Below are 20,464 nucleotides of genomic sequence, written 5' to 3'. Positions count from 1 at the left end.
TTGACAAAACAATGCTTCTGCGTTACCATGAGTGTAACGGATATAACTAAATTATATAATTACCATAGACAAAGGCAGGGGATAGGGATGGAGAATCAGTTTATACGGCATGAGCCATGTTTTGAGAGGATTTTGTTTGTCCTGACGCTGGACAGGAAGAAAATGAAAGAGCGGATTTTGATTGGGGAAGAACAGCAGATCCGCTTCCAGCTGAACGGGAGCCAAAACGCCGAGGTGCTTTGTGATATGAAACGCCCGCTGGGGACTTTTTTGATAAACTTTGAGCGTGACACGGACAGAGATTGGAACTTATACGGGCTTTCTCCGCTGCGGCAAGCCCTCCGCTCCAACCGATGGAAACAGCCGGAGCTGGAGCAGACGGCAAGCGAATTTCTCTGGGGAAAATATCTTAGCAATGACCCTCTGAAAATGTATGTGGCGTTCCGTATCTGGAACAGCTATCTGCTTGCCAGAGAACCCCGTGACCGTAACGCTGCCTGTGACCGCTTCATGGATAAAATGAGCAGACTGACCGGGGTATTCCAAAACGAAACCATGAGCTTTGACAGGGAGACAGGAAAACCGAAACATTTTCAAGCTGGCAGCCTTTATTTCAAAGGCGCACCGTCAGAAGATACCCGGCTTGACCTCTGGTTCCCGGACAACCGGCGCACAGAAGAATGTGTGTCTGCCTATGCGTCCCTCTACCCGTTGATTACCTATTATCTGAACAGGCTGAATGACTGGGGGCTTTGTTTCCGGCAGTGCAAGGTCTGCGGGAAATATTTTCTGGCAAAGAGCCAGCGATATGAGCTGTGCAGTGACAAATGCCGAAAAGCACAGGCGCTTCAAAACAAGCGGGAATTTGACGAGAGGGCAAGAGAAAATAACTATGACCTGCTTTATAAAAATGAATGCCAGAACTGGCGCAACAAAATAAACCGGGTAAAAAATACCGCAGGCTTTCCGGCTGACCGTCTGGAAAAAATACAGGCTGCCTTTGCTGACTTTAAGAAAGAAGCCTTACAGAGAAAAAAAGCTGTAAAAACAGGAATGGCCAGCCCGAAAGAATTTGCGGACTGGCTGTATCAGCAGAGTAATGTAATTGTTGAGCTGACCGAGATATGAAAAACTTTCTATCGTCAATTTCGCATTATTGCAATAACAGATTGCTTCTTCCATGAATGGTAATATTATCATCAAACTTTTGGAAGAACTATAAATGTCCGAGGTGCCTTTGATTTCGACAGAAAAACAGGCTGAATTGTTACAAAGCTCGGACATTTCAAAAGAATTTTTTGAAAAATACTAAAGAAGCGGAGCAGCTAAAATCTGCTCCGCTTCGATATGATTGATCTAAGGATGTTTTGCTATTTGATAAAACTCACTCTGTCAACCGCAATCGTTCCACAACTGGAAGGTTAACGTCAGTTTTGTAGACCCATATAGGCACAATAAGGCAGATTAGCAACACCAGTCCAGACACCAGCACCAGTGGGATAAATGGATAGGAGAAAACAGCATAATAGGCCACTTTACTAAAAACCATATATAGCAAGATGAAGATTGCTGTTCCAATGGTGACTGCAAGGGAAAGGGAAACGCCCCAATAATAGAAACCTTCCATAAATAGCATTCGTTTGATTTGTCGCTTTGTCATTCCAATGCTTTCAAGAACAGCTAATTCATAGCGCCGAGTATTTACATTGACAACCATTGTATTGACAAAGTTCATGACACCAACAAGCAGCAGGATCACGGACAACCCTGTTCCTAAAACCTTTGCTGTAATGAGATATTCCTGCATTTCTTCTCGCCGTTCATATCGGGATATAATATCAATGTTAGCTTGTGATGCGGTGATTTGCTTTAATTCTTGCAGTATACTTTCGTCATGTTGACCATCCGTATCAAAGGCCACGCGGAACACTCTATATTGCGGAAAGAGTTCTTTCAAAGCTGTTTGACTAATATACAAATCAGGAGCCGTCCCTCTCTCATTGTCTCCACCTGCTCGAAACCCTTCATTCAAATAACCGTTCGCTACAATAAAGGAATGCTGTCCGTTCTGCGTCTGGATTGTTATTTCCTGCCCCGGCTGAATAAGGCCTTCTACTGTTTTGGACAGCAGCACAACCTTTCCTTGTTCAAAGGCAGACGTGTCAATAGGCAAGTTTAAGGTTTTATTGATTTCTTCCAAATATGCACTGTCAATTCCAAAAACCCCGCTAAAAAAGTTTTGCTGATAATTTTCTAATTTTGCCGGATCAGAAAAATCAATGCCGTTTACTCCGTCTAATGACGCAAGAAACTCGTGAAATACAGCATCGTCATATACAACATCTGCTGCTACTTGAGGATAAGGTGCATAGGTCAACCTCAAATTCTCAATGCCGTCAAGCTGACCAATCTCTGAAACCATTTCGCTGGAAATTAAATCTTCTCTTTCGTGGATACTATATGTGAGTGCAAAATCGCTTACTCCCCATTGGCTCACATAATTCTCCGGGCTTAAACCATGTAATAGCCCTGTGACGACAAGGAACAAGGAAAGGCCGAAAAAAAGCGATGCAAAAACAAGGGTTGTACTCTTAGCATTACGAAAGACATTGTTCCATGCCATTCTGGACAACTTCATTTTGCTACAATTTCTGGCGCTGCTCTTTGTGCTGGCTGCTGTATATTGGAGTGCTGCTATTGGTGAAACACTTCCGGCAATTTTGGCGGGCTTCATGCTTGCAATCATAACGGTAATGAACGTAAATATGGCCGATCCTATGAAAATAAACGGCGAAAAAGATACTTTTGTTCCCACATCAGAATTTGTTGAATACATCATATTCAGGAAGTAAGGAACAATGCCAAAGGAAACAACCGCACCAAGTAACAGACCAATCGGAATACCAATACAAGAGATTCTGATTGCCTGCTTATAGATAATTCTTTTTATCTGCCTTTGGGTCGTTCCAATCGTTTTAAGACGGCCATAGAATTGCACATCTTTTACGACAGAGACATAAAGAATATTATAAATCAGCAGATAGCCGCTAAAGGATATAAAAACTGCTAAAATTATTACAGCTAAAATAATAGTTCCACCATTTGCCTGTTCTAATGGTGCAATTTCAAATGTTTGCCCTTCTGTAAAGTCAATCTCACGCCGCAATCTTTCACAGTTTTTGTCAGCATTATCATTGCCTTGAAAACGGATCATTGCCGTAACACTATTATCCAGTGATACATTTAAGCTATCCTTAAAAGCGGATGAAACATAAACATAACCACGATTATTTGTGCGCATTGGAATGTAGTCCGTATAGTAGCCCGACAGCAAAAAGGTGTCTGAGACATAATTATAGCTATCGCCAATTTGGTACGACAACACAATCTCCATCCCTATTTGCGGATCAGAAATGCCCATCTGTTCAAGCACCCATGTAGGTAGCATAATTTCGTTTTTACTTGATGGGTAATTTCCTACAACACCTGATATAGTAGGAAGACGGTGGTGTTCCCACTCGGTATCATCTATCCAAACTATACCTAATCTCGCATTTTGCAGTTGCTCTGTATCAACACTGCCTAAACGCTGCTGTATACCTACGTCAAGGACAAGGTTTGATTTTGAAATGTCAACCAACTGATTTTCTGTTACATTTGTGATTCCGACATCAGCGGTAGTTCCCATTAACCGAATTTGTTGCATTTGGTAGGTTTCAAAGTAACTAAAACCAATACTGAATGTCGCAGTTATCATAAATGCAGTTAGCACAAGAGCAATGATTGCAAATAAATTACGCTGCCGTTCACGATGCAAACTGCGCTTTGCCAGCTTCTTTTCAATGTCACTGGTATCATTTTCAAAAGGCCATGTCATAGCTTGCCACCTCCTTATTCCACAATCCTGCCGTCCTCAATGCGGACAATCCGATCTGCAAGGCGGGCAATGTCGTTGTTGTGGGTAATCATCACAACAGTTTGCCGAAACTCCGCACTGGTACGCTTGATAAGTCCCAGCACCTCGGCGCTGGTCTTGCTGTCAAGGTTGCCGGTCGGCTCGTCGGCCAGCACAATAGCCGGTTTGGTAATCAAGGCGCGGGCGATAGCCACACGCTGCTGCTGGCCGCCGGAAAGATTGTTCGGCATATTTTTCAGTTTATCTTCCAGCCCCAGCAGGTGAACGATTTCGTCCAAAAACTTCTGATCCACCGTGTCCCCGTCCAGCTCCACCGGCAGGACGATGTTCTCATACACATTCAGGATCGGAACAAGGTTATAGTTCTGGAAGATAAAGCCGATGTTGCGGCGGCGAAAGATGGTAAGCTGCTCGTCGTTCTTCTTTGCCAGTTCTTCGCCTCGGACAATCACTGTTCCGCTGGTGGGAGTGTCCAGCCCGCCCATCATGTGAAGCAGGGTGGACTTGCCGCTGCCGGAGGTTCCCACAACGGCCACAAACTCACCGTCATTTACGGAGAAGTTCACGCCGTCAAGGGCGCGGGTAATGTTCGGTTCTGTACCGTAATACTTTTTCAGGTCAATCGTCTGTAAAACGCTCATATTCAAAACTCCTTTCAAGGTTTCCTACCTGTTGATGAGTGTATTGTAAAACCCAAATGTCCGCGAAATGTTACAGCGGCTAAAAAAATTCATTGAAAATTGAGGTGAAATGTTACAACGCTCGGACATTTCATTTTATCTCTGCACTTCGGGCCAACTTGACCCGAAGCAGAAAGTTTCTCTCAACGCAAGGGAAGCATAATGGAAAATTCCGAACCCTTGCCCGGCTCCGAAACCACTTTGATATAGCCACCCTGCCGCGTTACGATCTCGCGGGCCAGATACAGGCCAATGCCCACACCCTGCTGTTCGTGTACTTCTTCCTCACGATAGAAGCGCTGGAAGATAGCGGCCTGATTGCTTTCGGAAATGCCCTTGCCAGTGTCGGTCACTTTGATTTCCACATACATTTCCCACAGCACCACAGACACAGTGATTTTCCCGCCTGCCGGGGTGTACTTCACCGCATTGTCCAGCAGGTTAAAGAGGGCTTCCGATGTCCACTTGCTGTCATGGGAAACGGTCAAATCCTCCGGGCAGTCCACGGACACGGCGATTTCCTTTTTCTCCGCTGCATACACGATCCCACTCATGGCCTGTGCCACGGTATCAAAGAGGCGGCCCGGTTTCTTGTCCAACTGGATCACGCCTGTTTCCAGACGGGAGGTTTTCACAAGGGCCTGAAAGAGAAAGTCCAGCTTATCCGTCTGGCTGCGGATTCCCCGGATAAAGTCGGTGCGCTCTGCCTCGGCCATAGGCTTTTCCAGCAGGGTGTCCGTCGCCATTTTCAGATTGCTTACCGGCGTTTTCACCTGATGGGAAATATCCGATACAAGGGTCTGTAACTCCTGCCGTTCCTCGTCCACCCGGCGGCGGTTCTCCTGCATGATCTGGTAAAGCCTTGCCAGCCGGTGTCCGATTCTGGCAAGCTGGGTTTCGCTGTCCTCTGGCCGCTGGGGCGCTTCATTTCCGGCAATCATGTGGTCTAAGGTCTGGCACAGGTCAGCGGTAAACTGTGATAACCGTTTTCCAAACGCCTGCGTCAGTACAAAAATCCCTACAAGGGCGCACAACAGCAGCGCCCCGCCCGTCAGCAGCACCGCCGTCTGTTTTGTCACAAGAAAAAGGGCTATGGTGATCCCGGACATGGAGAGGGCAAACCCTATTGCCACCCGGCCAAACAGCCGCTTTACCGAGAGGTTTTGAAACTTCATTTTGCCTCGCCTCCCGTCCATTGATAGCCCATGCCGTAAACGGTCTTGATGTAGGGCGCGCCGCCGTCGGATTCAATCTTGCTGCGAATCCGGCTGATAGAAGTTGTCAGGGTGTGTTCGTCTACAAACCTTTCGTCTATATCCCACAGCTTTTCCAAAAGCTGCCCACGGGTCAGCACTTGCCGGGGATTTTTGCGGAACAGGTTCAGCATTTTGTACTCCATCGGGGATAGGGTCAGGGGCTTGCCATTTAAGGAAGCCGTCTGTTCCGAGAAGTCCAGAAACAGCCGCCCGTCGTCGTAAATGTCCTTGGCCGGTTTGTGGTGTTCCAGCATGGCGAACATGGCTTTGATTTTCCGCTGCAAGGCCCCGATCACAAAGGGCTTTGTGATGTAGTCCACCGCGCCCACCTCATAGCCCCGTATCTGGTCGCTTTCCTGATCGTTGGCGGTCAGGAAAATCACGATGGTATCCGGGTGCTGGGGCTTTATCAGCTTGCACAGTTCAAAACCGTTCCCGTCCGGCAGGTTGATGTCCAGCAGCACTAAATTAAATTCCCGCTGGCGGATGGCTTCGGCTGCGGTTCTGGCATTTAGGGCAGAAGTCACGCCGTAGCCGTCTGCTGTCAGGTTATAGGCCAACATCTTATTCAAAAAACTGTCGTCCTCGACAATTAAAATCTGCTTCATATCCTCACTTCCTTTGCTTTTTGCAGATAGTATAACAGGCAAATGTCCGTGAAATGTTACAAGGACAAATATATTTATCATTTTACAGCTTTTTTATGTGTACTGCAATTTTATAAAAGAAAGGACAGCAGTATCATCAAATTGCTGTCCTTGCGGTTTATTATAGCTGGTAGTGTATAAGCGTGGGTTCATCATATTTGGTGTGGTATCTTTAACTATGGGAAACTCCTTTTTCCCATTTACTGATTCCCTTGTCACTGACATCGACGCCATAGTGGCGGAGAAGTTCGGAGAAAGTTACAAGTGAATAGCCATTCCTTTTTCGTACAGCTGCGAGAATCAGACCAACCTCATTACTATCCCTTGCGGCGACTGCATCATAGCACACCGTAGATGGGGCTATGTGCATTTTGGTGAGCGCAGTTTTCTTTTTCATAGCAAGAACACTCCTTTGTGATCCGGTAGCTCTATTATAGTATAGAAAAGATAAGAAATCAACAAGAAATCTCCAAAATGGCGACAAATGCGTAATTGACATCTCCATAAAGTGGGCGTATAATCGAATCAAATCCGCAAATAACAGCTTTTTGGTGTTGATTCTGGACCGAAATCGTGTATATTTGGCGTTTTTGAGAGGTGATAATATGAGAAAAGAAAATTTAAGATGCCCGATGTGCGGAACCATGAACTATGATGTAGATCTTGATGCAACCGACGGCTGGACAAAATGCCGTCTGTGCAAAGCAGTAACCTGCTCTATGGATGAGTGGAAAAAGCATACAGTGTCCGTTCCTCTGTTAAACGAAAAGCAGCTCGTGGCACGCAGTATGATTCGCAAGTAATACACGCTGCATTCTGATAAATCTGCAAAAAGGAGGAATTCTGATGTGTGGTGATTACAACCTTCGCCGTGAGAAAAGATACGTCGAAGTGGATGTTCGTTTTACTCCTGACGGCAAGATCCGTCCTCTTGCCATAAACTATGACAAGACTCGTACTTATGGAATTGATCGTGTCTTGGCAGTCAAGCACGGCACATCACGTTTTGGCGTGAAAGGGCATTGCTTCACCTGCCTGATTTGCGGGCAGAAGCGGAATCTTTGGCTTGAAAAGGGCAAGTGGTTCGTGGAAGCCTACTGTGCCACATCAGAAGGTAGGGCTTCATAATGGCAAGATACTTATCGCGTGCAGAACTTTCGTGCATAGCAGGCAAATATATTGAAATGTACTATGCACTCTTCGGAATAAGCAAAAATGACCCCGCTCCTATTAACCCAGAGCAGTTTGCAAATTCTGTTCTTGGACTGAATCTGAAGATGTTGCCGCTGTGTAGCGATGGTCACATCCTTGGATTAACGGTTTTCCAGAGATGTAGCTTCACCGCAACCCTTGAGGATGGAACAAAGCTTGTTGAAGTATTTATGCCGAGGGATATCGTAATCGATTCTGCTCTTGCGGCAGACAGATGCACTGGATGCCGGAATTTCACAATAGCGCATGAAGCAGCACATCAGATTTTGGCTGATCTGTTTCCGAACGACTACGGAAAAGCAGTCAAGTGCCGTGGGCACATTGCCTATCGGGAGAGAAACGGAAAGCCCTCGTGGGAAGAATGGCAGGCGGATACCCTTGCAGCAGAGCTGCTGATGCCAACATTTCTGATCAATGCCGAAATAGAACGTGTAGCGTTGACTCTGCCAAATGGGATTCTGTACAAATCAGTGTCTGACCCTAACTATGAAAAAATTCTGGAGATGGCTCGACGGATTGGGGTTTCTTGGTCTGCAATCAGGATCAGACTGCAGCAGATGCAGGTTATAAAAGGCAAACCCATCCACTGCCATCCATTGGACATCATGCGATTTGGAGAATGAATATGATTCAGTTAAAGAACCGTCCCTTTGCCGGTAAAGCACCGACTACTACACAGCAGGCAGAATTTAGCATAGGCTGGAGATTTTGCCCTGTTTGTGGAAATAAGTTATACCAAAAAATCGAGGGGTGTTCAGGTATACTACAAGTGAAGTGCAATAGATGCAAAGAAACCCTGAGACTTGATCTGGCATTTAGATGCCGGTGATTTTCCAGGCATTTTAACAAATACGGGTGCATTGCACCCTGAATATGGACTGTTCGCTCCGAGCAACGGGCCATTGCCGCAAGGCAATGTATGAAACGTGCTCCAAATAGCCGGGCAACAGCTGATTGAGAGATTTTCTTTGAAGATCTCTCAGTTGGTTGTTGTCCGGCTATTTTTTTAGCCTTCAGGAAGCCTGCTCCCGTAAAAAGGAGCAGGCTTTATGTTTGTCCGTTTTTCGTGGATGCCCCAAGCGGCTAGATATCCGTAGCAACTCCGAGTTTTCGACTTCTCACGCTTTATCGAAAATTTGGAGGTCACACATGAGTTTTGATCCGAATGCTATTGGTAACCGTATTTTTACTTTGCGTACAAATGCGAAGTTATCGCAGGAAAAACTTGCTGAAAAACTTGGTGTTTCCCATCGCCACCTCGGCGATCTTGAAAGGGGAAGCTCCAATGGCTCTGTAAAAATCCTGATCGATATTGCAGAATACTTCCATGTCAGTATGGATTATCTTCTTTTGGGCCGAGATCCTTCTAGGGATCAGTTTCAAAATGAACTGCAAGCCGCTATAGATCATCTTGAAAAAATCAAAGGTCTTTTATAATCACTTCAACAAGAAACGCTCCTGCCGGTTTTACACCGACAAGAGCGTTTCTTGTGTTATTCAAAAATATCGGCAAGGGTAAGCAGCTGTACTTCTCCGCGTTCCTGTGCCTGAAGTAGTCCGTCCGTAAATCCGCCTTTCGAGAAAATGTAGTAGTGGTAGTTTGTTCCTTTCCCAAAGACTGCTGCATATTCCCGAATCAGTTCCAGTTCGTCCAAACCGATTTTTTCATTGCGATATTTGCAGGAGCCGATGATATAGTCATTGCCCTCAACCGGCCTACCGACAATATCGATTTGTATCTGCTTCTTTTTTTGAGGGTCGGTTCCCCACCACTGCCCAATCTCACTCAACTCGATAGGAAGATCATTCGCATAATAGAGCAAGTAGTCTTGGCACATCTTCTCAAAAATCAGACCCATATAGTCTGGAAAATACTGCTTCACCGCATGGGGGTAGGTCTTTGCGATCCGCCCCGAATCAATGGCACTTGCATTGACCGGCACAAAACGGTACCAAAAACGAAAAAAATTGTCTGCCAGAAGATAGATCGTTTTTTTGCCCGGTTTCTCAGTGATCGGCGTTTCCTTTTTGACGATTCCAAGGTCTATCAACGTTTTGAGGTACTTCGCCACCACAGAGTTTTCTTCACCAACTTTCGTGGTGATATCATTCAGGCGAGAAGCCCCCTCTGCAATTGCCTTGATGATTGCATTATAAATTGCTGGCTCACGCAGCTCCTGCTTTAACAGGTTGGCCGGTTCCTCATAGAGGTAGCTGGAACGGTCAAACAAGTTTTCCATCAGTGCTTCATCTACGCTGTCCCGAACATCCAATTTGTTGATATAATGCGGAACGCCGCCTGTGATGCCATAAATCAGGGCGTTATCTTCCTCGGACAGATTCGGATGGAACACCGCTGTTTCCTTGTAATCCAGCGGCATGATCTTGAATTGCGCTGTTCTGCGCCCATACAGAGGGCTTTCTTTGCCCAAAACCTGACTTTCCATAAAACTCATGGACGAGCCACACAGGATCAGGTACATTTGGGACTCTGTCCATTTATGGTCGATGATGTGCTGAAGCATTGCGGAAATAGCGGGTTTAGCCTTTGCAAGATAAGGATACTCATCAATTACAAATACGATCCGCTGCTCCTTGGAGAGAGCTGTCAGTTCGTCCAATGCTGCATCGTAGGTTGTAAATTCCGGAGATGATTCTGCATTGGGTCGTTCAAAACTCATGATTGCCTTGGACAAGGCTTCCAGATTTTCTTTTCCGGTCGTATTCAAGGCAGAGAAGAAAATGGTCGGTTTATCCTTGCAGAATTCATTGATCAGCGCAGTTTTTCCAACACGGCGTCTGCCGTAAATGACAACGCATTCAAACTTTCCATTCTCATATCGTTTGTTTAACTTCCGAAGTTCCTCATCGCGGCAGTAAAATCGGCTCATTTTGTTCCCTCCCCAAAGTGTATTTATCGAATTTATATACTCGTAAGTTAGTTTCTTACGAGTATAATACTTCATTTCTTACATAAAGTCAAGAAATATATTTTTGACGGCTCATCGAGAAACAGGAACGATACTTCCTATTTTCCTCAAAAATTGTGAACTCTGAGTTCCTGTTCATTTCGTTCCGCATCGGTTACAATACAGCCATAGCTTCGGAAAGCGTTCAAAGCAGCCCTCAAGCTATCCCGCCCCTTGAAAATTGAACACGCATTCTTCAGTCACGTTCCTGTGATGATGAGCCACGTCCGTAACAAATGCGATGATCTCCCACTGAGGGAATGAGCGGTAGGTTGACGGTAAATGGATGACAGCTTCTCCATAGCTAAGAGCCATCACAGAATAATGATACTTCTGCCTTCGGGCAGCTCGGTGAGAACCACGGAGAGGTGAGAACCCTATGGATTCGGTACGCTGCCGGACGGCTGAAAGATTTCCCACACGAAAACTGAGTTTTCGTTTTCCGGGGATGTCGGGGACAAATACGGAAAGGTATAGAACTATAAATCACAGCATTTTTGCTGTTTGAGATAGTAGGGTGGGCTGTGCGAGCAGCCCACTGTTACATATACGGATAGAAAGGAGAAATCCAAATTGGCAACACGAGGCAAAAAAGAGAAAAAGTATCCGCCTATGCCCGCAAACTGGATGTACAAGCGCGGGGATGTCTACATGATGGATCTGAATCCTTACAGCGGTTCCGAACAAGGCGGCATCCGACCTGCCATTGTTGTCCAGAACGATGACGGTAATTTTTATTCCAATGTTCTTCTGGTCGTTCCGCTGACAACACAGATCAAAAAGCGAAATATGCCGACGCATTTTATTCTGCACAATCGCTTTTTGAGTGCGCCATCTATGGCGATTTGCGAAAGTCCGCGCCCCGCAGATAAATCCAGAGTGTTAAGCTACCTTGGGCACCTGTCCAAATATGAAATGCGGCAAGTGTCAGTGTGTCTGCAATACAGCTTTGGCTTCATTGGGTATAAGTCATTCCGAAAATACCTTACGGCTCCTCCGCAGGAGGATGTTCTCGCCGCTGCAAAAGAGCTGCTCTCCCAGCAGTTTCAGAATCTTCGTGTGCTGAACAGTCAGCCCCCTGCTCTCACCAAGCACACAAAAGGCGATTTACATAGCATTGAGCAGATATCGGAAAGGATGCTCTCCACCCCAACAGAATCTTCTGTTGAGTTCATGGTCGCAGAACTGGATGATGCACTTCAATCGCTTATGTTCCGCTGGAATATCTGTTATGAACGGTATTCCAGTTTTCACTTATCCGATAACGAAAAGAAGAAAATCGGTTTGATTATCCAATCAGGAATTGATTTTCTGCAAAAGAAGAAGGAGGTTCCTTTATGATGAACGCAGTTGTAAAACCTTACCATGAGATGTGCCTGAACAGCAGCGAACTGATCGTGCCGCGCGACACTTATCAGCGTGCTCTTCACCCCGCTCGTGTTGCCCGCATCGCAAAAGAATTTGACGAGCGGGTTGCCAATGAGCCGAAGATCAGCTTCCGGGATGGTCACTACTATGTGATGGACGGACAGAACACCATCGCTGCACGGAAATTTCTGAACGGCGGCGAAGATTTGCAGATTCGCTGCAAGGTTTATTTTGGTATGACAGAACGAGAAGAAGCCCTCCTGTTTGCACAGCAGACAGGCATTTCGGAACGGCTGAGTGCAGGACAGAAGCTCCGTGCCCTGATTTTTGCAGGGGAGCCTGCTGCCGTTGCATTCCAGCAGGCCACCGAATTGGCTGGCGTTCATCTTTCTTTTGAAGAAGGCCGGGGCAAGCAGCGGATCAGCTGCATCGCAACCGCCTATCACGAATTCATCCGGCTTGGTCCTGAACTGTATATCGAATCCCTTGATGTTTTGCTGAATGCGTGGGACGGAGAACCTGATTCCATGAGTTCTGCAAATCTGCTCGGCATCTGCCGCTTTGTAGAACTGTACCACTCCGAATACAGTAAAAGCCGTCTGATTGCCAAACTGCGGCAGGTCGATGCATTCACGATTTTTCGCCTTGCACGAACCGCAGGCGTAAGCCTTCCCGGCAAGACGAAGTACCTTCAGCAGGTCTATACTATTTATAATGGTGGCAGCCGCCGGGCTGCATTGCCGCTCAAGTTTTAACTTTAAGTATATTTAACGAGGTATTATCCAATGATTATCCATGAAGAACCTTCGCCCAACTCGGTTTCCTCCCCTGTTTCCACAGCAAAGGACAGCCGCTGCTATACCGTAGAAGACCTGATGGAAATGCTGCTCCTGAGCCGTCCCACTGTCTACCGTCTGCTGAAGCAGAACGAATTCCGCTGGTTCAAGGTAAGCGGCGCTTACCGTATTTCCAAAGCCAGCTTTGAAGCATGGCTCAATGATGGCACTGTTGAACGCAATCCTGCTGTTTGACATCCTCAACATTTCACGCGAAATCTGCTATTCTTTAGCCGGGATGAGAAATCCCGGCTAAACTTTTACATAGATAGAGAGGTGTCTTTCATGGATGATATGCGGAATACTTCGGCTCCCTTATACGGAAAAGCTGAACCTGCCACTACCAAAACCACCATGTCGGTTCGTGAGATGCGGCAGCTTCTCGGCCTTGGCAAAACAGACAGCTATTGGCTGCTTCATAAGAATCTCTTTGAAGTCATTCTGATAAACGACAAAAGGCGTATCGTTATTTCCAGCTTTGAGAAATGGTATGCCAATCAGGTCAAATATCATAAGGTCAATGGTTCGCCACCGGGCGAGGAACTTTGCAAACGGTCCTATTCCGTTCCTGACGCCGCCGAGATATTGAAGGTGAAACCCGAAACGATCTATACACTCATCCGACAGGGCAAGTTGAAAACAGAAACGGCAGACTTCTGTATGAGAATTCCCAAAGAGGACTTTGAGCGGTGGTACCGATCACAAAGTCGCTACCGCACAGCAGCCGACCGTGAGCGTGACCGGGAGATTGAAGCGCAAACCGTCTCCATCCCGGAAATGGCAAAACTACTCGGTATCCCACGCAAGAATGTTTATGGGATTCTTGATTGCAAAAAATACCGAGATTGTTTCGTCATTGAGCGCGTGGCCGACAGGCCGCGCATTACCAAAAAAAGTTTTAAGGCATGGCTTAAAAGCCAATCTACATACCAACTTCAAAAACCGAAAAAAGAAACGCATGAGGAGCCGCCGCTAAAACTGCAATGTCCCAAGAATGGGAAATACTACAGTTTTCAGGAAATTCAGGCTTTTTACGGAATCAGCCGCCCAACACTTGACTCGTGGGTTCTCAAAGAAGGAATTCCAACGATGAAGTTGGGAAGGGTAAAACGCATCCAAAAAGATGCTTTCGATGAAGTTCTGAAGTCCAAACGTAAAGTAGAGGAGGATGTATAATGGCTAGCATTGTCAAACGCAATAACCGATACTGCGTTGTCTATACCTACAAACACACTAATGGAACGCTAAAGCAGAAATGGGAAACCTTTACCGACCTTGCAGATGCCAAAAACCGTAAGAAAGAGGTCGAATACAAAGAATCCGTCGGTACCTTTGTGGCACCCCAGTGCCGAACTCTAAAAGACCTGCTTAAAGAATACGTCACCCTGTACGGAAGAACCAAATGGGCACTTTCAACCTATCAATCAAACACTGCACTGATTTCAAACTACATAGAACCGCTTATCGGCTCAATGAAGCTGCAAGATCTCACCACCCGCGTAATTGAGGGATATTATCAGCGGCTGCTTAAATACGAAGCCGTTGACCCTATGTGTGGAAAGCGTCAGCATCAATACGTTTCTCCCGGCACGGTTCGTTCGGTTCACAAAATTTTGAGAAGTGCCTTTGAGCAGGCTGTAAAGTGGGAACTTATGGAAAAGAATCCCTGTATTTATGCCACCTTGCCCAAATACACTGCAAAGAAGCGTGATATCTGGACTGCCGAGACCCTGTTCCATGCCTTAGAAGTCTGTGATGATCCACGGCTCCGGCTTTGCATCAACCTCTCCTTCTCTTGTTCCCTGCGCTTAGGGGAATTGCTCGGTCTGACATGGGATTGTGTGGATATCTCCCCCGAAAGCATTGAAGCCGGGCGAGCCTCCATTTACATAAATAAGGAATTGCAGCGTGTAGATATTGCTTCGCTGAACGCCTTGGAAAATAAAAATGTCATCACTCGTTTTCCCTCGCTGAGTTCCCGCTGCACCACGGTCCAGGTTCTGAAAAGCCCTAAAACAGACAGCAGTATCCGAACCATTTTTCTCCCCAAAACAGTTGCTGAAATGCTTGTCCACTATAAAGCCGAGCAGGACATGACAAAGGACGCACTGGGTGCAGAGTATGCAGACTATAATCTCGTGGTTGCCGGCCCGCTGGGAATGCCGACCGAACAATCCACCATTAACGGTGCATTGAAGCAGCTGATTGAGGAAAACGATCTCCCCAAAGTGGTTTTCCACAGCTTCCGACACTCCAGCATTACATACAAGCTCAAGCTGAACGGCGGCGATATCAAAGCCGTGCAGGGCGATTCCGGTCATGCACAGGCTTCGATGGTCACCGAGCAGTACGCACACATTCTGGATGATGATCGGCGTTTGAACGCACAACGATTCGACGATTTCTTCTATCAGCATCATGGTGCAGAGCCTGAAGCCCTCCCTCGCGCAGAGCAATCCACTCCCAAAGCCAGTCCAGTCGATACAGATGCGGCAGCAGCTCTTGCTAAACTGCTGGCTGACCCCTCTATGGCTACACTCATTAAAAATCTTGCAAAGAACCTATAAGCCTCTATACATAAACAGCGGCAGTTTTCCGTATATGGAAAACTGCCGCTATCTGTTTTAGGATGATCCCGTTTCTTTGTGTTTTTTCGCCTTAGCTTCCTCTATGTCCATCTTCAGCTGATGTGTAAGCTGTTTTACATAATCGAGTGAAACTTCATAGCCTTCTGCGATTTTTTCTGCCGGCATCCCATCAAGGATACGGGAGATCACAATGTTCTGAGTGGCTTGTTTTCTCGACTCTGCAATCATTTCCTCAATAGAGGGGCAATGTTTATTATGCATCCAATTCAAGTAATCCAAGCGTTCAGCTTCTATCCGCGATAGAAGCCTGACTGCATAGAAATTGTCATCTACCTCGAAGCGAACTTCCTCTCCGGGTTTGACTTCAAGTTTTTCCAGAACCGCATCTGGGAGTTTTACAGTTCCATCTTCACCGACTACAATATTAAATTTCTTTTCCATCGCACACTCCTAAAATCACGCAAAGTTCCTTGCATCCAGTGCCTTTACTCCCGTAAGAATACCATAAGCCCCTTCCTTTTACAAGACAATGCGCATTTCCATTCGCACTGTTACATAGACCAGAGTTTTCTCGCAGAAAGCTCTGGTCTTTTTCTATTGAAAACATTTGTCCATCACACCAGCTACGGCTGTATGGTCTGGTTCACGAATGCTAAACAAGCAAATATCCGTAGGGAAACGTACACTTCCCAGCTAATGAAAGGTGGGCATTTTACAATGAACCTTCCACTTTTCATTAGCTCTGCTAATTTTCTGCTAATGAAAAGCCTTTTACTCGTTTTATTTCGGGGTTTGTGTTCTTTACTCAGATTGACAGCGCAACAAAAAATCAATTGATAAAACGTTACTTGTTTTACCTACTTTTGCCTAGGATTTATGGCTTCAGCCCCTACTCCTAAGCCTGAGGCCCCCGGTTCGAATCCGGGCGGGGACGCCATTTTAAGAAAATGCGAAGGTCATTTTTCCATGTGAAAGACGATCTTCGCATTTTTCATTTTGAACCTATCACCAAAATTAGCCAGCGAATGCCATTAGCAGAATTTTCGGTTCCAGCTAATAAAATCAGGCTTCCAGCTAATTGAGGCCAAAATCGCCGTTTTCTATGCTTTATGCAACTTCACAGCATAAGAAAACCTTTTGGACATACAAAAAAGCGCAGAAGGCTTCCTTTGAGAAACACCTTCTGCGCTTTTTTGTTTTTACATTGCGATCCAGCCCAGAGCATTTGCCACAGAGCTGATCAGGATAATGGCCGCAAAGATGGGGCACAGATACTGGATCATGAAGTTGAAGATCTTTTTACGGCGGAAGGGCTTGCCGCCCAGCGTCACCTCTTCTTCGATCTTCTGCACGCCGATCACGCGGGACACCAGCAGGCAGATAGCAATGGCTGCAATGGGCATCATGACAGAGTTGGTGAGGAAATCGAAGAAATCCAGAAACTGCATTCCGAACACCGTCACGCCCGCCAGCGGGCCATAGCCCAGTGCCGAAAGGCTGCCCAGCGCCACCATGATCAGGCCGATCAGTGCCGTTGCGCGCTCGCGGCTCCAGCCCAGCTCGTCCTCAAAGGTGGAGACAGCGCTCTCGGTCAGGGCAATGGAGCTGGTCACGGCTGCAAACAGCACCAGCAAAAAGAACAGGATGCCCACCACATGGCCAAAGCCCATGCTCTCGAATACCTTGGGGATGGTAATGAACATCAGCGCCGGGCCGGCCTGCAGGGTGTCCGGGTCGCCGCCGGAGAAGGAGAACACCGCCGGAATGATCATCAGGCCCGCCATGATGGCAATGGCCGTGTCAAACACCTCCACGTTCTCGGTGGATTCCTCAATGGAGACCTCCTTCTTCATATAGGAGCCAAAGGTGACCAGAATGCCCATAGCGATGGACAGCGAATAGAACATCTGGCCCATGGCCGTGACCACCGTCATCCAGGAAAAGTTTGCCACGTTCGGCACCAGAAAATACTTCACGCCTGCCAACGCACCCGGGCGCGTGACCGAGTAGCCCGCAATGACCACCGAAAGCACCACCAGCACCGGCATCATCACCTTGGAAACACGCTCCACGCCGTTGCGCACACCTGCAAAGATGATGGCCAGCGTAAAGGCCGTGAAGATCAGAAAGCACACCTCTGCCGACAGTCCGCTGGAAATGAAATTGGAAAAATAACCGTCCTGCGAAAGCTCACTGCCATGGCCGCTGATATACTCCGACAGATAGCGGATGACCCAGCCGCCGATGACCGAATAGTACGGCACGATCAGAATGGGAATGACCGCATTGATCCAGCCGCCGAACCGCAGGCCGCCCTTTTTGCCAAAAGCTCCAAAGGCACCCACCGGGCTTTTGTGGGTCATGCGGCCCAGTGCCGTTTCGGCCACGATCATCGTGTAGCCAAAGGTGACGGCCAGCACGATGTACACCAGCAGAAAAATGCCGCCGCCGTATTTCGCGGCGAGGTACGGAAACCGCCAGATGTTGCCCAGACCTACCGAAGCGCCTGCGGCCGACAGCACAAAGCCGATCTTGCCGGAAAAGGCGCTGCGCTTTTGTTTTTGCGTATCCATGATTTAATTCCTCTTTTCCTATATTCCTATACACAAGTGGCCTTAGTGTACCATATCTGTCCGTCAAATACAACTGTCCCGCCTGTTTGCGTGCAAAAAACAAACAGCGCCCCGCAAGGGAGCGCTGCCTGTTTTTTATAAGAGGTATACGCGTTGATCTCAGAAGATGCTGTAGCCCAGCAGCTGCGGCAGGGCGGTAGTAAGCGGGCCCCACAGGCTGATGGAGATCAGAACGATCACGTTGCAGATCACGTAGGGCGCTGCGCCCTTGAAGATCTCGATGATGGGCATGCGGTTGATCTTGTTGCAGGCGTTCAGGCACATGCCAACCGGCGGGGTGACCAGACCGATGGCCAGACCGGTGATCATCATGGCACCGAACTGCAGCGGCGAGAAGCCGTACTGCACCATGACCGGCAGCAGGATGGGGGTGAGCAGCAGGATGGCCGGGCTGACATCGATGAAGGTGCCGATCATCAGGATCAGCACATCAAAGATCAGTGCAATGGCCCATGCGGGCATGTTCAGGGACATGAAGAAGGCACCCACCGTCTGCGGCACCTTCTGCATGGTCAGCACCCATGTAAAGATGGTGGTAAAGCCGATGATGAGCATGATGGAGGAAGAAGAGATCAGGGTCTTTTTCAAAGCCTCCCAGACACCCTTCCATGTCAGCTCCTTGTAGACGAAGAAGCCCACCAGCATGGAATACAGCACGGCCACACCGGCACTTTCGGATGCAGTGCACACGCCGAAGGAAACGCAGATGATGATGAACAGCGGCATGATGAGGGCAGGAATGCCGGAAAGCAGGCTCTTGGCAGCGCGCTTGCCGTCAAACTTGATCTTTTCCGGATGCCAGCCCTTCTTGGCGCTGATGATGTACACCAGCACCAGCTGGGTCAGGCCGATCAGGATGCCGGGCACGGCACCTGCCACGAACAGCGCACCCACCGATGCACCGGAGATCATGGAGTAAACGATCATGGGGGTGGAGGGCGGGATGATCATGCCCATGGTGGAGGATGCCACCGTGATACCGGCAGAAGCTTCCGGCGGGTAGCCTTCCTTCTCCATGGCGGGGATCAGGATGGAACCCAGAGCCGAGGTATCGGCCACAGAGGAGCCGGAAATACCGCCAAAGATCATGGAAGCCACGATGTTCACTTCGCCCAGACCGCCGCGGATGGGCCGCAGCAGCTCCATACAGAAGTTGATGATGCGCTGGGTGATGCCGCCGGTGTTCATCAGTTCGCCAGCCAGCATGAACAGCGGCATAGCGATCATCAGCTCACTGTAGGCACCGTTCCACACGCGCTGCGGCAGCATGGTAATAAAGGTAGGTGCATAGATCAGGATGTAAGTCACACAGGAAGCGCCGATGGCGAAGGCCAGCGGGATGCCCAGCGCGGCAAAAAAGATCAGCAGCACCAGAAGGATGAGCATTGCCATAGTTGTGTATGGCATATCAAGCCAAATACAAGAGAAAAACAGCCACCGCCAAATAGTGATGCTCCCCACCCTGCACCTGACATTGTCATAAAACCGCCAACAAAGAAAATACCAATGCCAAGAAATATACCAACACCATAAAAAAGTCCAATTGCCATATCGTACTTATTAAATTGTCGTTTCTCCTTTTTTTCATATGTTTCCATCTTTGTTATTACCTCCTTCGCAAAATCGTCCATGTTGACTCCAAAAAGAAAGCAAATTTTTTTCAACATATTTAAATCGGGTTCATTAACATCTCTCTCCCAATTCGATAGTGCCTGCCGGGTAACATTCAATTCCCCGGCTAGTTCTTCCTGTGTCATTCCCAATTGTGTTCGCAGATGACGTATTTGCTTTCCTGTTGTAATATTCGTCTGTTCCTGGTTCAAAATAGTTTCTCCTCTCTGATACTGATTTTATCAATGATATTTCGCAATAGCCAGCAATGAACGCTTGCATTGCGCAAGACGTTACATTATCTTCTGAAACATATAGCGCACCTTGTCCAGGCGGCTGTTTGGACGGCGGGGCTGGATGACTGGCTTGCCGACAGCGGCCTGATACCCTTTCAGTTCTGTAAGGCATACGCTCTGCCCGTTGGTGTAAAAGGCCAGATCAGTACGGTATGCCTGTATACAGCGGGCGGGAATCTCGCCAGTAAAGACAACTTCATCCTTTTTTACCTGGACCGTTTCGATGGTGGCACAGTATTTCGGTGCATCATGATAAGCCCTGGAAAGATATTCCCGGGGCGCATAGAGGGTGAAGGAGAGATAAGGTTCCAGCAGTTGCGTCCCTGATTCCTTCAATGCCTGTTCCAATACAATCGGGGCCAATGAGCGGAAGTCCGCCGGCGTGCTGACCGGACTGTAATAAAGCCCGTATTCAAAGCAAATCTTACAGTCCGTTACGTTCCAGCCGAACA

The 20,464-nt window shown here is 47.6% G+C and carries 19 protein-coding genes and 1 pseudogene; 9 read left to right on the top strand and 11 right to left on the bottom strand.

The window, feature by feature from the left end; genetic code table 11:
* Positions 1-87 precede the first annotated feature (87 nt).
* Positions 88-1,128: a DUF6076 domain-containing protein gene (locus J3348_RS13295; protein ID WP_110104246.1), complete on the top strand. Its 1,041-nt coding sequence runs from the start codon at positions 88-90 to the stop codon at positions 1,126-1,128.
* A gap of 256 nt (positions 1,129-1,384) precedes the next feature.
* On the opposite strand, the gene J3348_RS13290 is transcribed toward J3348_RS13295, so the two are convergent.
* The 5 genes from J3348_RS13290 to J3348_RS14300 form a co-directional block, all read right to left on the bottom strand.
* Positions 1,385-3,877 (bottom strand): ABC transporter permease, encoded by a 2,493-nt coding sequence (locus J3348_RS13290; protein ID WP_115714958.1) that lies wholly within the window; start codon positions 3,875-3,877, stop codon positions 1,385-1,387.
* Between the two features lie 14 nt (positions 3,878-3,891).
* Positions 3,892-4,557: an ABC transporter ATP-binding protein gene (locus tag J3348_RS13285; protein ID WP_115714959.1), complete on the bottom strand. Its 666-nt coding sequence runs from the start codon at positions 4,555-4,557 to the stop codon at positions 3,892-3,894.
* Between the two features lie 182 nt (positions 4,558-4,739).
* On the bottom strand, positions 4,740-5,771 hold the full coding sequence (locus tag J3348_RS13280) for a HAMP domain-containing sensor histidine kinase (protein ID WP_115714960.1): 1,032 nt from the start codon (positions 5,769-5,771) through the stop codon (positions 4,740-4,742).
* Positions 5,768-6,460, bottom strand: coding sequence for a response regulator transcription factor (locus J3348_RS13275; RefSeq protein ID WP_007890426.1), 693 nt, complete (start codon positions 6,458-6,460; stop codon positions 5,768-5,770). The genes J3348_RS13280 and J3348_RS13275 overlap by 4 nt, the downstream gene beginning before the upstream one ends.
* A gap of 211 nt (positions 6,461-6,671) precedes the next feature.
* Positions 6,672-6,896: a hypothetical protein gene (locus J3348_RS14300; protein WP_242703002.1), complete on the bottom strand. Its 225-nt coding sequence runs from the start codon at positions 6,894-6,896 to the stop codon at positions 6,672-6,674.
* Positions 6,897-7,345: 449 nt separating this feature from the next.
* On the opposite strand from J3348_RS14300, the gene J3348_RS13265 reads away from it, so the two are divergent.
* From J3348_RS13265 to J3348_RS13255, 3 genes are all read left to right on the top strand, one after another.
* Complete coding sequence (locus tag J3348_RS13265) at positions 7,346-7,627, top strand: hypothetical protein (protein ID WP_005928337.1); 282 nt, start codon at positions 7,346-7,348, stop codon at positions 7,625-7,627.
* On the top strand, positions 7,627-8,334 hold the full coding sequence (locus tag J3348_RS13260; protein ID WP_181573319.1) for an ImmA/IrrE family metallo-endopeptidase: 708 nt from the start codon (positions 7,627-7,629) through the stop codon (positions 8,332-8,334). The genes J3348_RS13265 and J3348_RS13260 overlap by 1 nt, the downstream gene beginning before the upstream one ends.
* 526 nt (positions 8,335-8,860) lie before the next feature.
* Positions 8,861-9,148 carry a helix-turn-helix transcriptional regulator gene (locus tag J3348_RS13255; protein WP_005928332.1) on the top strand — a complete coding sequence of 96 codons (288 nt, stop codon included), beginning with the start codon at positions 8,861-8,863 and terminating at the stop codon, positions 9,146-9,148.
* 56 nt (positions 9,149-9,204) lie between these two features.
* Here J3348_RS13255 and J3348_RS13250 read toward each other — a convergent pair whose 3' ends face one another.
* On the bottom strand, positions 9,205-10,602 hold the full coding sequence (locus J3348_RS13250) for an ATP-binding protein (RefSeq protein ID WP_113992752.1): 1,398 nt from the start codon (positions 10,600-10,602) through the stop codon (positions 9,205-9,207).
* 651 nt (positions 10,603-11,253) lie between these two features.
* Here J3348_RS13250 and J3348_RS13245 point away from each other — a divergent pair.
* From J3348_RS13245 to J3348_RS13225, 5 genes are all read left to right on the top strand, one after another.
* Positions 11,254-12,021 carry a type II toxin-antitoxin system PemK/MazF family toxin gene (locus J3348_RS13245; protein ID WP_223474137.1) on the top strand — a complete coding sequence of 256 codons (768 nt, stop codon included), beginning with the start codon at positions 11,254-11,256 and terminating at the stop codon, positions 12,019-12,021.
* Positions 12,018-12,803: a DUF6551 family protein gene (locus J3348_RS13240; protein WP_097773969.1), complete on the top strand. Its 786-nt coding sequence runs from the start codon at positions 12,018-12,020 to the stop codon at positions 12,801-12,803. Before J3348_RS13245 ends, J3348_RS13240 begins: the two co-directional genes overlap by 4 nt.
* 30 nt (positions 12,804-12,833) lie before the next feature.
* Entirely contained in the window at positions 12,834-13,079 is a 246-nt protein-coding gene (locus J3348_RS14425; protein ID WP_005933015.1) for a helix-turn-helix domain-containing protein, read from the top strand.
* 90 nt (positions 13,080-13,169) lie between these two features.
* On the top strand, positions 13,170-14,060 hold the full coding sequence (locus J3348_RS13230; protein WP_207699147.1) for a helix-turn-helix domain-containing protein: 891 nt from the start codon (positions 13,170-13,172) through the stop codon (positions 14,058-14,060).
* Positions 14,060-15,451, top strand: a complete 1,392-nt coding sequence (locus J3348_RS13225; protein ID WP_113992753.1) for a site-specific integrase — start codon at positions 14,060-14,062, stop codon at positions 15,449-15,451. Before J3348_RS13230 ends, J3348_RS13225 begins: the two co-directional genes overlap by 1 nt.
* Positions 15,452-15,508: 57 nt before the next feature.
* Here the strand turns inward: J3348_RS13225 and J3348_RS13220 are convergent, their stop codons facing one another.
* The 5 genes and pseudogenes from J3348_RS13220 to J3348_RS13200 form a co-directional block, all read right to left on the bottom strand.
* Complete coding sequence (locus J3348_RS13220; protein WP_015536742.1) at positions 15,509-15,913, bottom strand: AbrB/MazE/SpoVT family DNA-binding domain-containing protein; 405 nt, start codon at positions 15,911-15,913, stop codon at positions 15,509-15,511.
* A 758-nt stretch (positions 15,914-16,671) separates the two neighbouring features.
* Positions 16,672-18,045, bottom strand: a complete 1,374-nt coding sequence (locus J3348_RS13215) for a sodium-dependent transporter (protein ID WP_097780897.1) — start codon at positions 18,043-18,045, stop codon at positions 16,672-16,674.
* A gap of 159 nt (positions 18,046-18,204) precedes the next feature.
* On the bottom strand, positions 18,205-19,497 hold the full coding sequence (locus J3348_RS13210) for a TRAP transporter large permease (protein WP_005946462.1): 1,293 nt from the start codon (positions 19,495-19,497) through the stop codon (positions 18,205-18,207).
* Positions 19,467-19,928, bottom strand: coding sequence for an XRE family transcriptional regulator (locus tag J3348_RS13205; RefSeq protein WP_207699146.1), 462 nt, complete (start codon positions 19,926-19,928; stop codon positions 19,467-19,469). The genes J3348_RS13210 and J3348_RS13205 overlap by 31 nt, the downstream gene beginning before the upstream one ends.
* Before the next feature lie 81 nt (positions 19,929-20,009).
* Positions 20,010-20,464: pseudogene (locus J3348_RS13200) on the bottom strand (tetracycline resistance ribosomal protection protein); the annotation flags it as partial.

The sequence above is a fragment of the Faecalibacterium sp. Marseille-Q4896 genome, assembly GCF_017377615.1.
Classification (GTDB): Bacteria; Bacillota; Clostridia; order Oscillospirales; family Ruminococcaceae; genus Faecalibacterium; species Faecalibacterium taiwanense.
This window is presented reverse-complemented; position numbering and strand designations above follow the sequence as displayed.

What these genes read in the sequence shown, in the direction of transcription:
- J3348_RS13295 (WP_110104246.1), top strand. Translation starts at nt 88, where the DNA reads ATGGAGAATCAGTTTATACGGCATGAGCCATGTTTTGAGAGGATTTTG.
- J3348_RS13290 (WP_115714958.1), bottom strand. Translation starts at nt 3,877, where the DNA reads ATGACATGGCCTTTTGAAAATGATACCAGTGACATTGAAAAGAAGCTG.
- J3348_RS13285 (WP_115714959.1), bottom strand. Translation starts at nt 4,557, where the DNA reads ATGAGCGTTTTACAGACGATTGACCTGAAAAAGTATTACGGTACAGAA.
- J3348_RS13280 (WP_115714960.1), bottom strand. Translation starts at nt 5,771, where the DNA reads ATGAAGTTTCAAAACCTCTCGGTAAAGCGGCTGTTTGGCCGGGTGGCA.
- J3348_RS13275 (WP_007890426.1), bottom strand. Translation starts at nt 6,460, where the DNA reads ATGAAGCAGATTTTAATTGTCGAGGACGACAGTTTTTTGAATAAGATG.
- J3348_RS14300 (WP_242703002.1), bottom strand. Translation starts at nt 6,896, where the DNA reads ATGAAAAAGAAAACTGCGCTCACCAAAATGCACATAGCCCCATCTACG.
- J3348_RS13265 (WP_005928337.1), top strand. Translation starts at nt 7,346, where the DNA reads ATGTGTGGTGATTACAACCTTCGCCGTGAGAAAAGATACGTCGAAGTG.
- J3348_RS13260 (WP_181573319.1), top strand. Translation starts at nt 7,627, where the DNA reads ATGGCAAGATACTTATCGCGTGCAGAACTTTCGTGCATAGCAGGCAAA.
- J3348_RS13255 (WP_005928332.1), top strand. Translation starts at nt 8,861, where the DNA reads ATGAGTTTTGATCCGAATGCTATTGGTAACCGTATTTTTACTTTGCGT.
- J3348_RS13250 (WP_113992752.1), bottom strand. Translation starts at nt 10,602, where the DNA reads ATGAGCCGATTTTACTGCCGCGATGAGGAACTTCGGAAGTTAAACAAA.
- J3348_RS13240 (WP_097773969.1), top strand. Translation starts at nt 12,018, where the DNA reads ATGATGAACGCAGTTGTAAAACCTTACCATGAGATGTGCCTGAACAGC.
- J3348_RS14425 (WP_005933015.1), top strand. Translation starts at nt 12,834, where the DNA reads ATGATTATCCATGAAGAACCTTCGCCCAACTCGGTTTCCTCCCCTGTT.
- J3348_RS13230 (WP_207699147.1), top strand. Translation starts at nt 13,170, where the DNA reads ATGGATGATATGCGGAATACTTCGGCTCCCTTATACGGAAAAGCTGAA.
- J3348_RS13225 (WP_113992753.1), top strand. Translation starts at nt 14,060, where the DNA reads ATGGCTAGCATTGTCAAACGCAATAACCGATACTGCGTTGTCTATACC.
- J3348_RS13220 (WP_015536742.1), bottom strand. Translation starts at nt 15,913, where the DNA reads ATGGAAAAGAAATTTAATATTGTAGTCGGTGAAGATGGAACTGTAAAA.
- J3348_RS13215 (WP_097780897.1), bottom strand. Translation starts at nt 18,045, where the DNA reads ATGGATACGCAAAAACAAAAGCGCAGCGCCTTTTCCGGCAAGATCGGC.
- J3348_RS13210 (WP_005946462.1), bottom strand. Translation starts at nt 19,497, where the DNA reads ATGGCAATGCTCATCCTTCTGGTGCTGCTGATCTTTTTTGCCGCGCTG.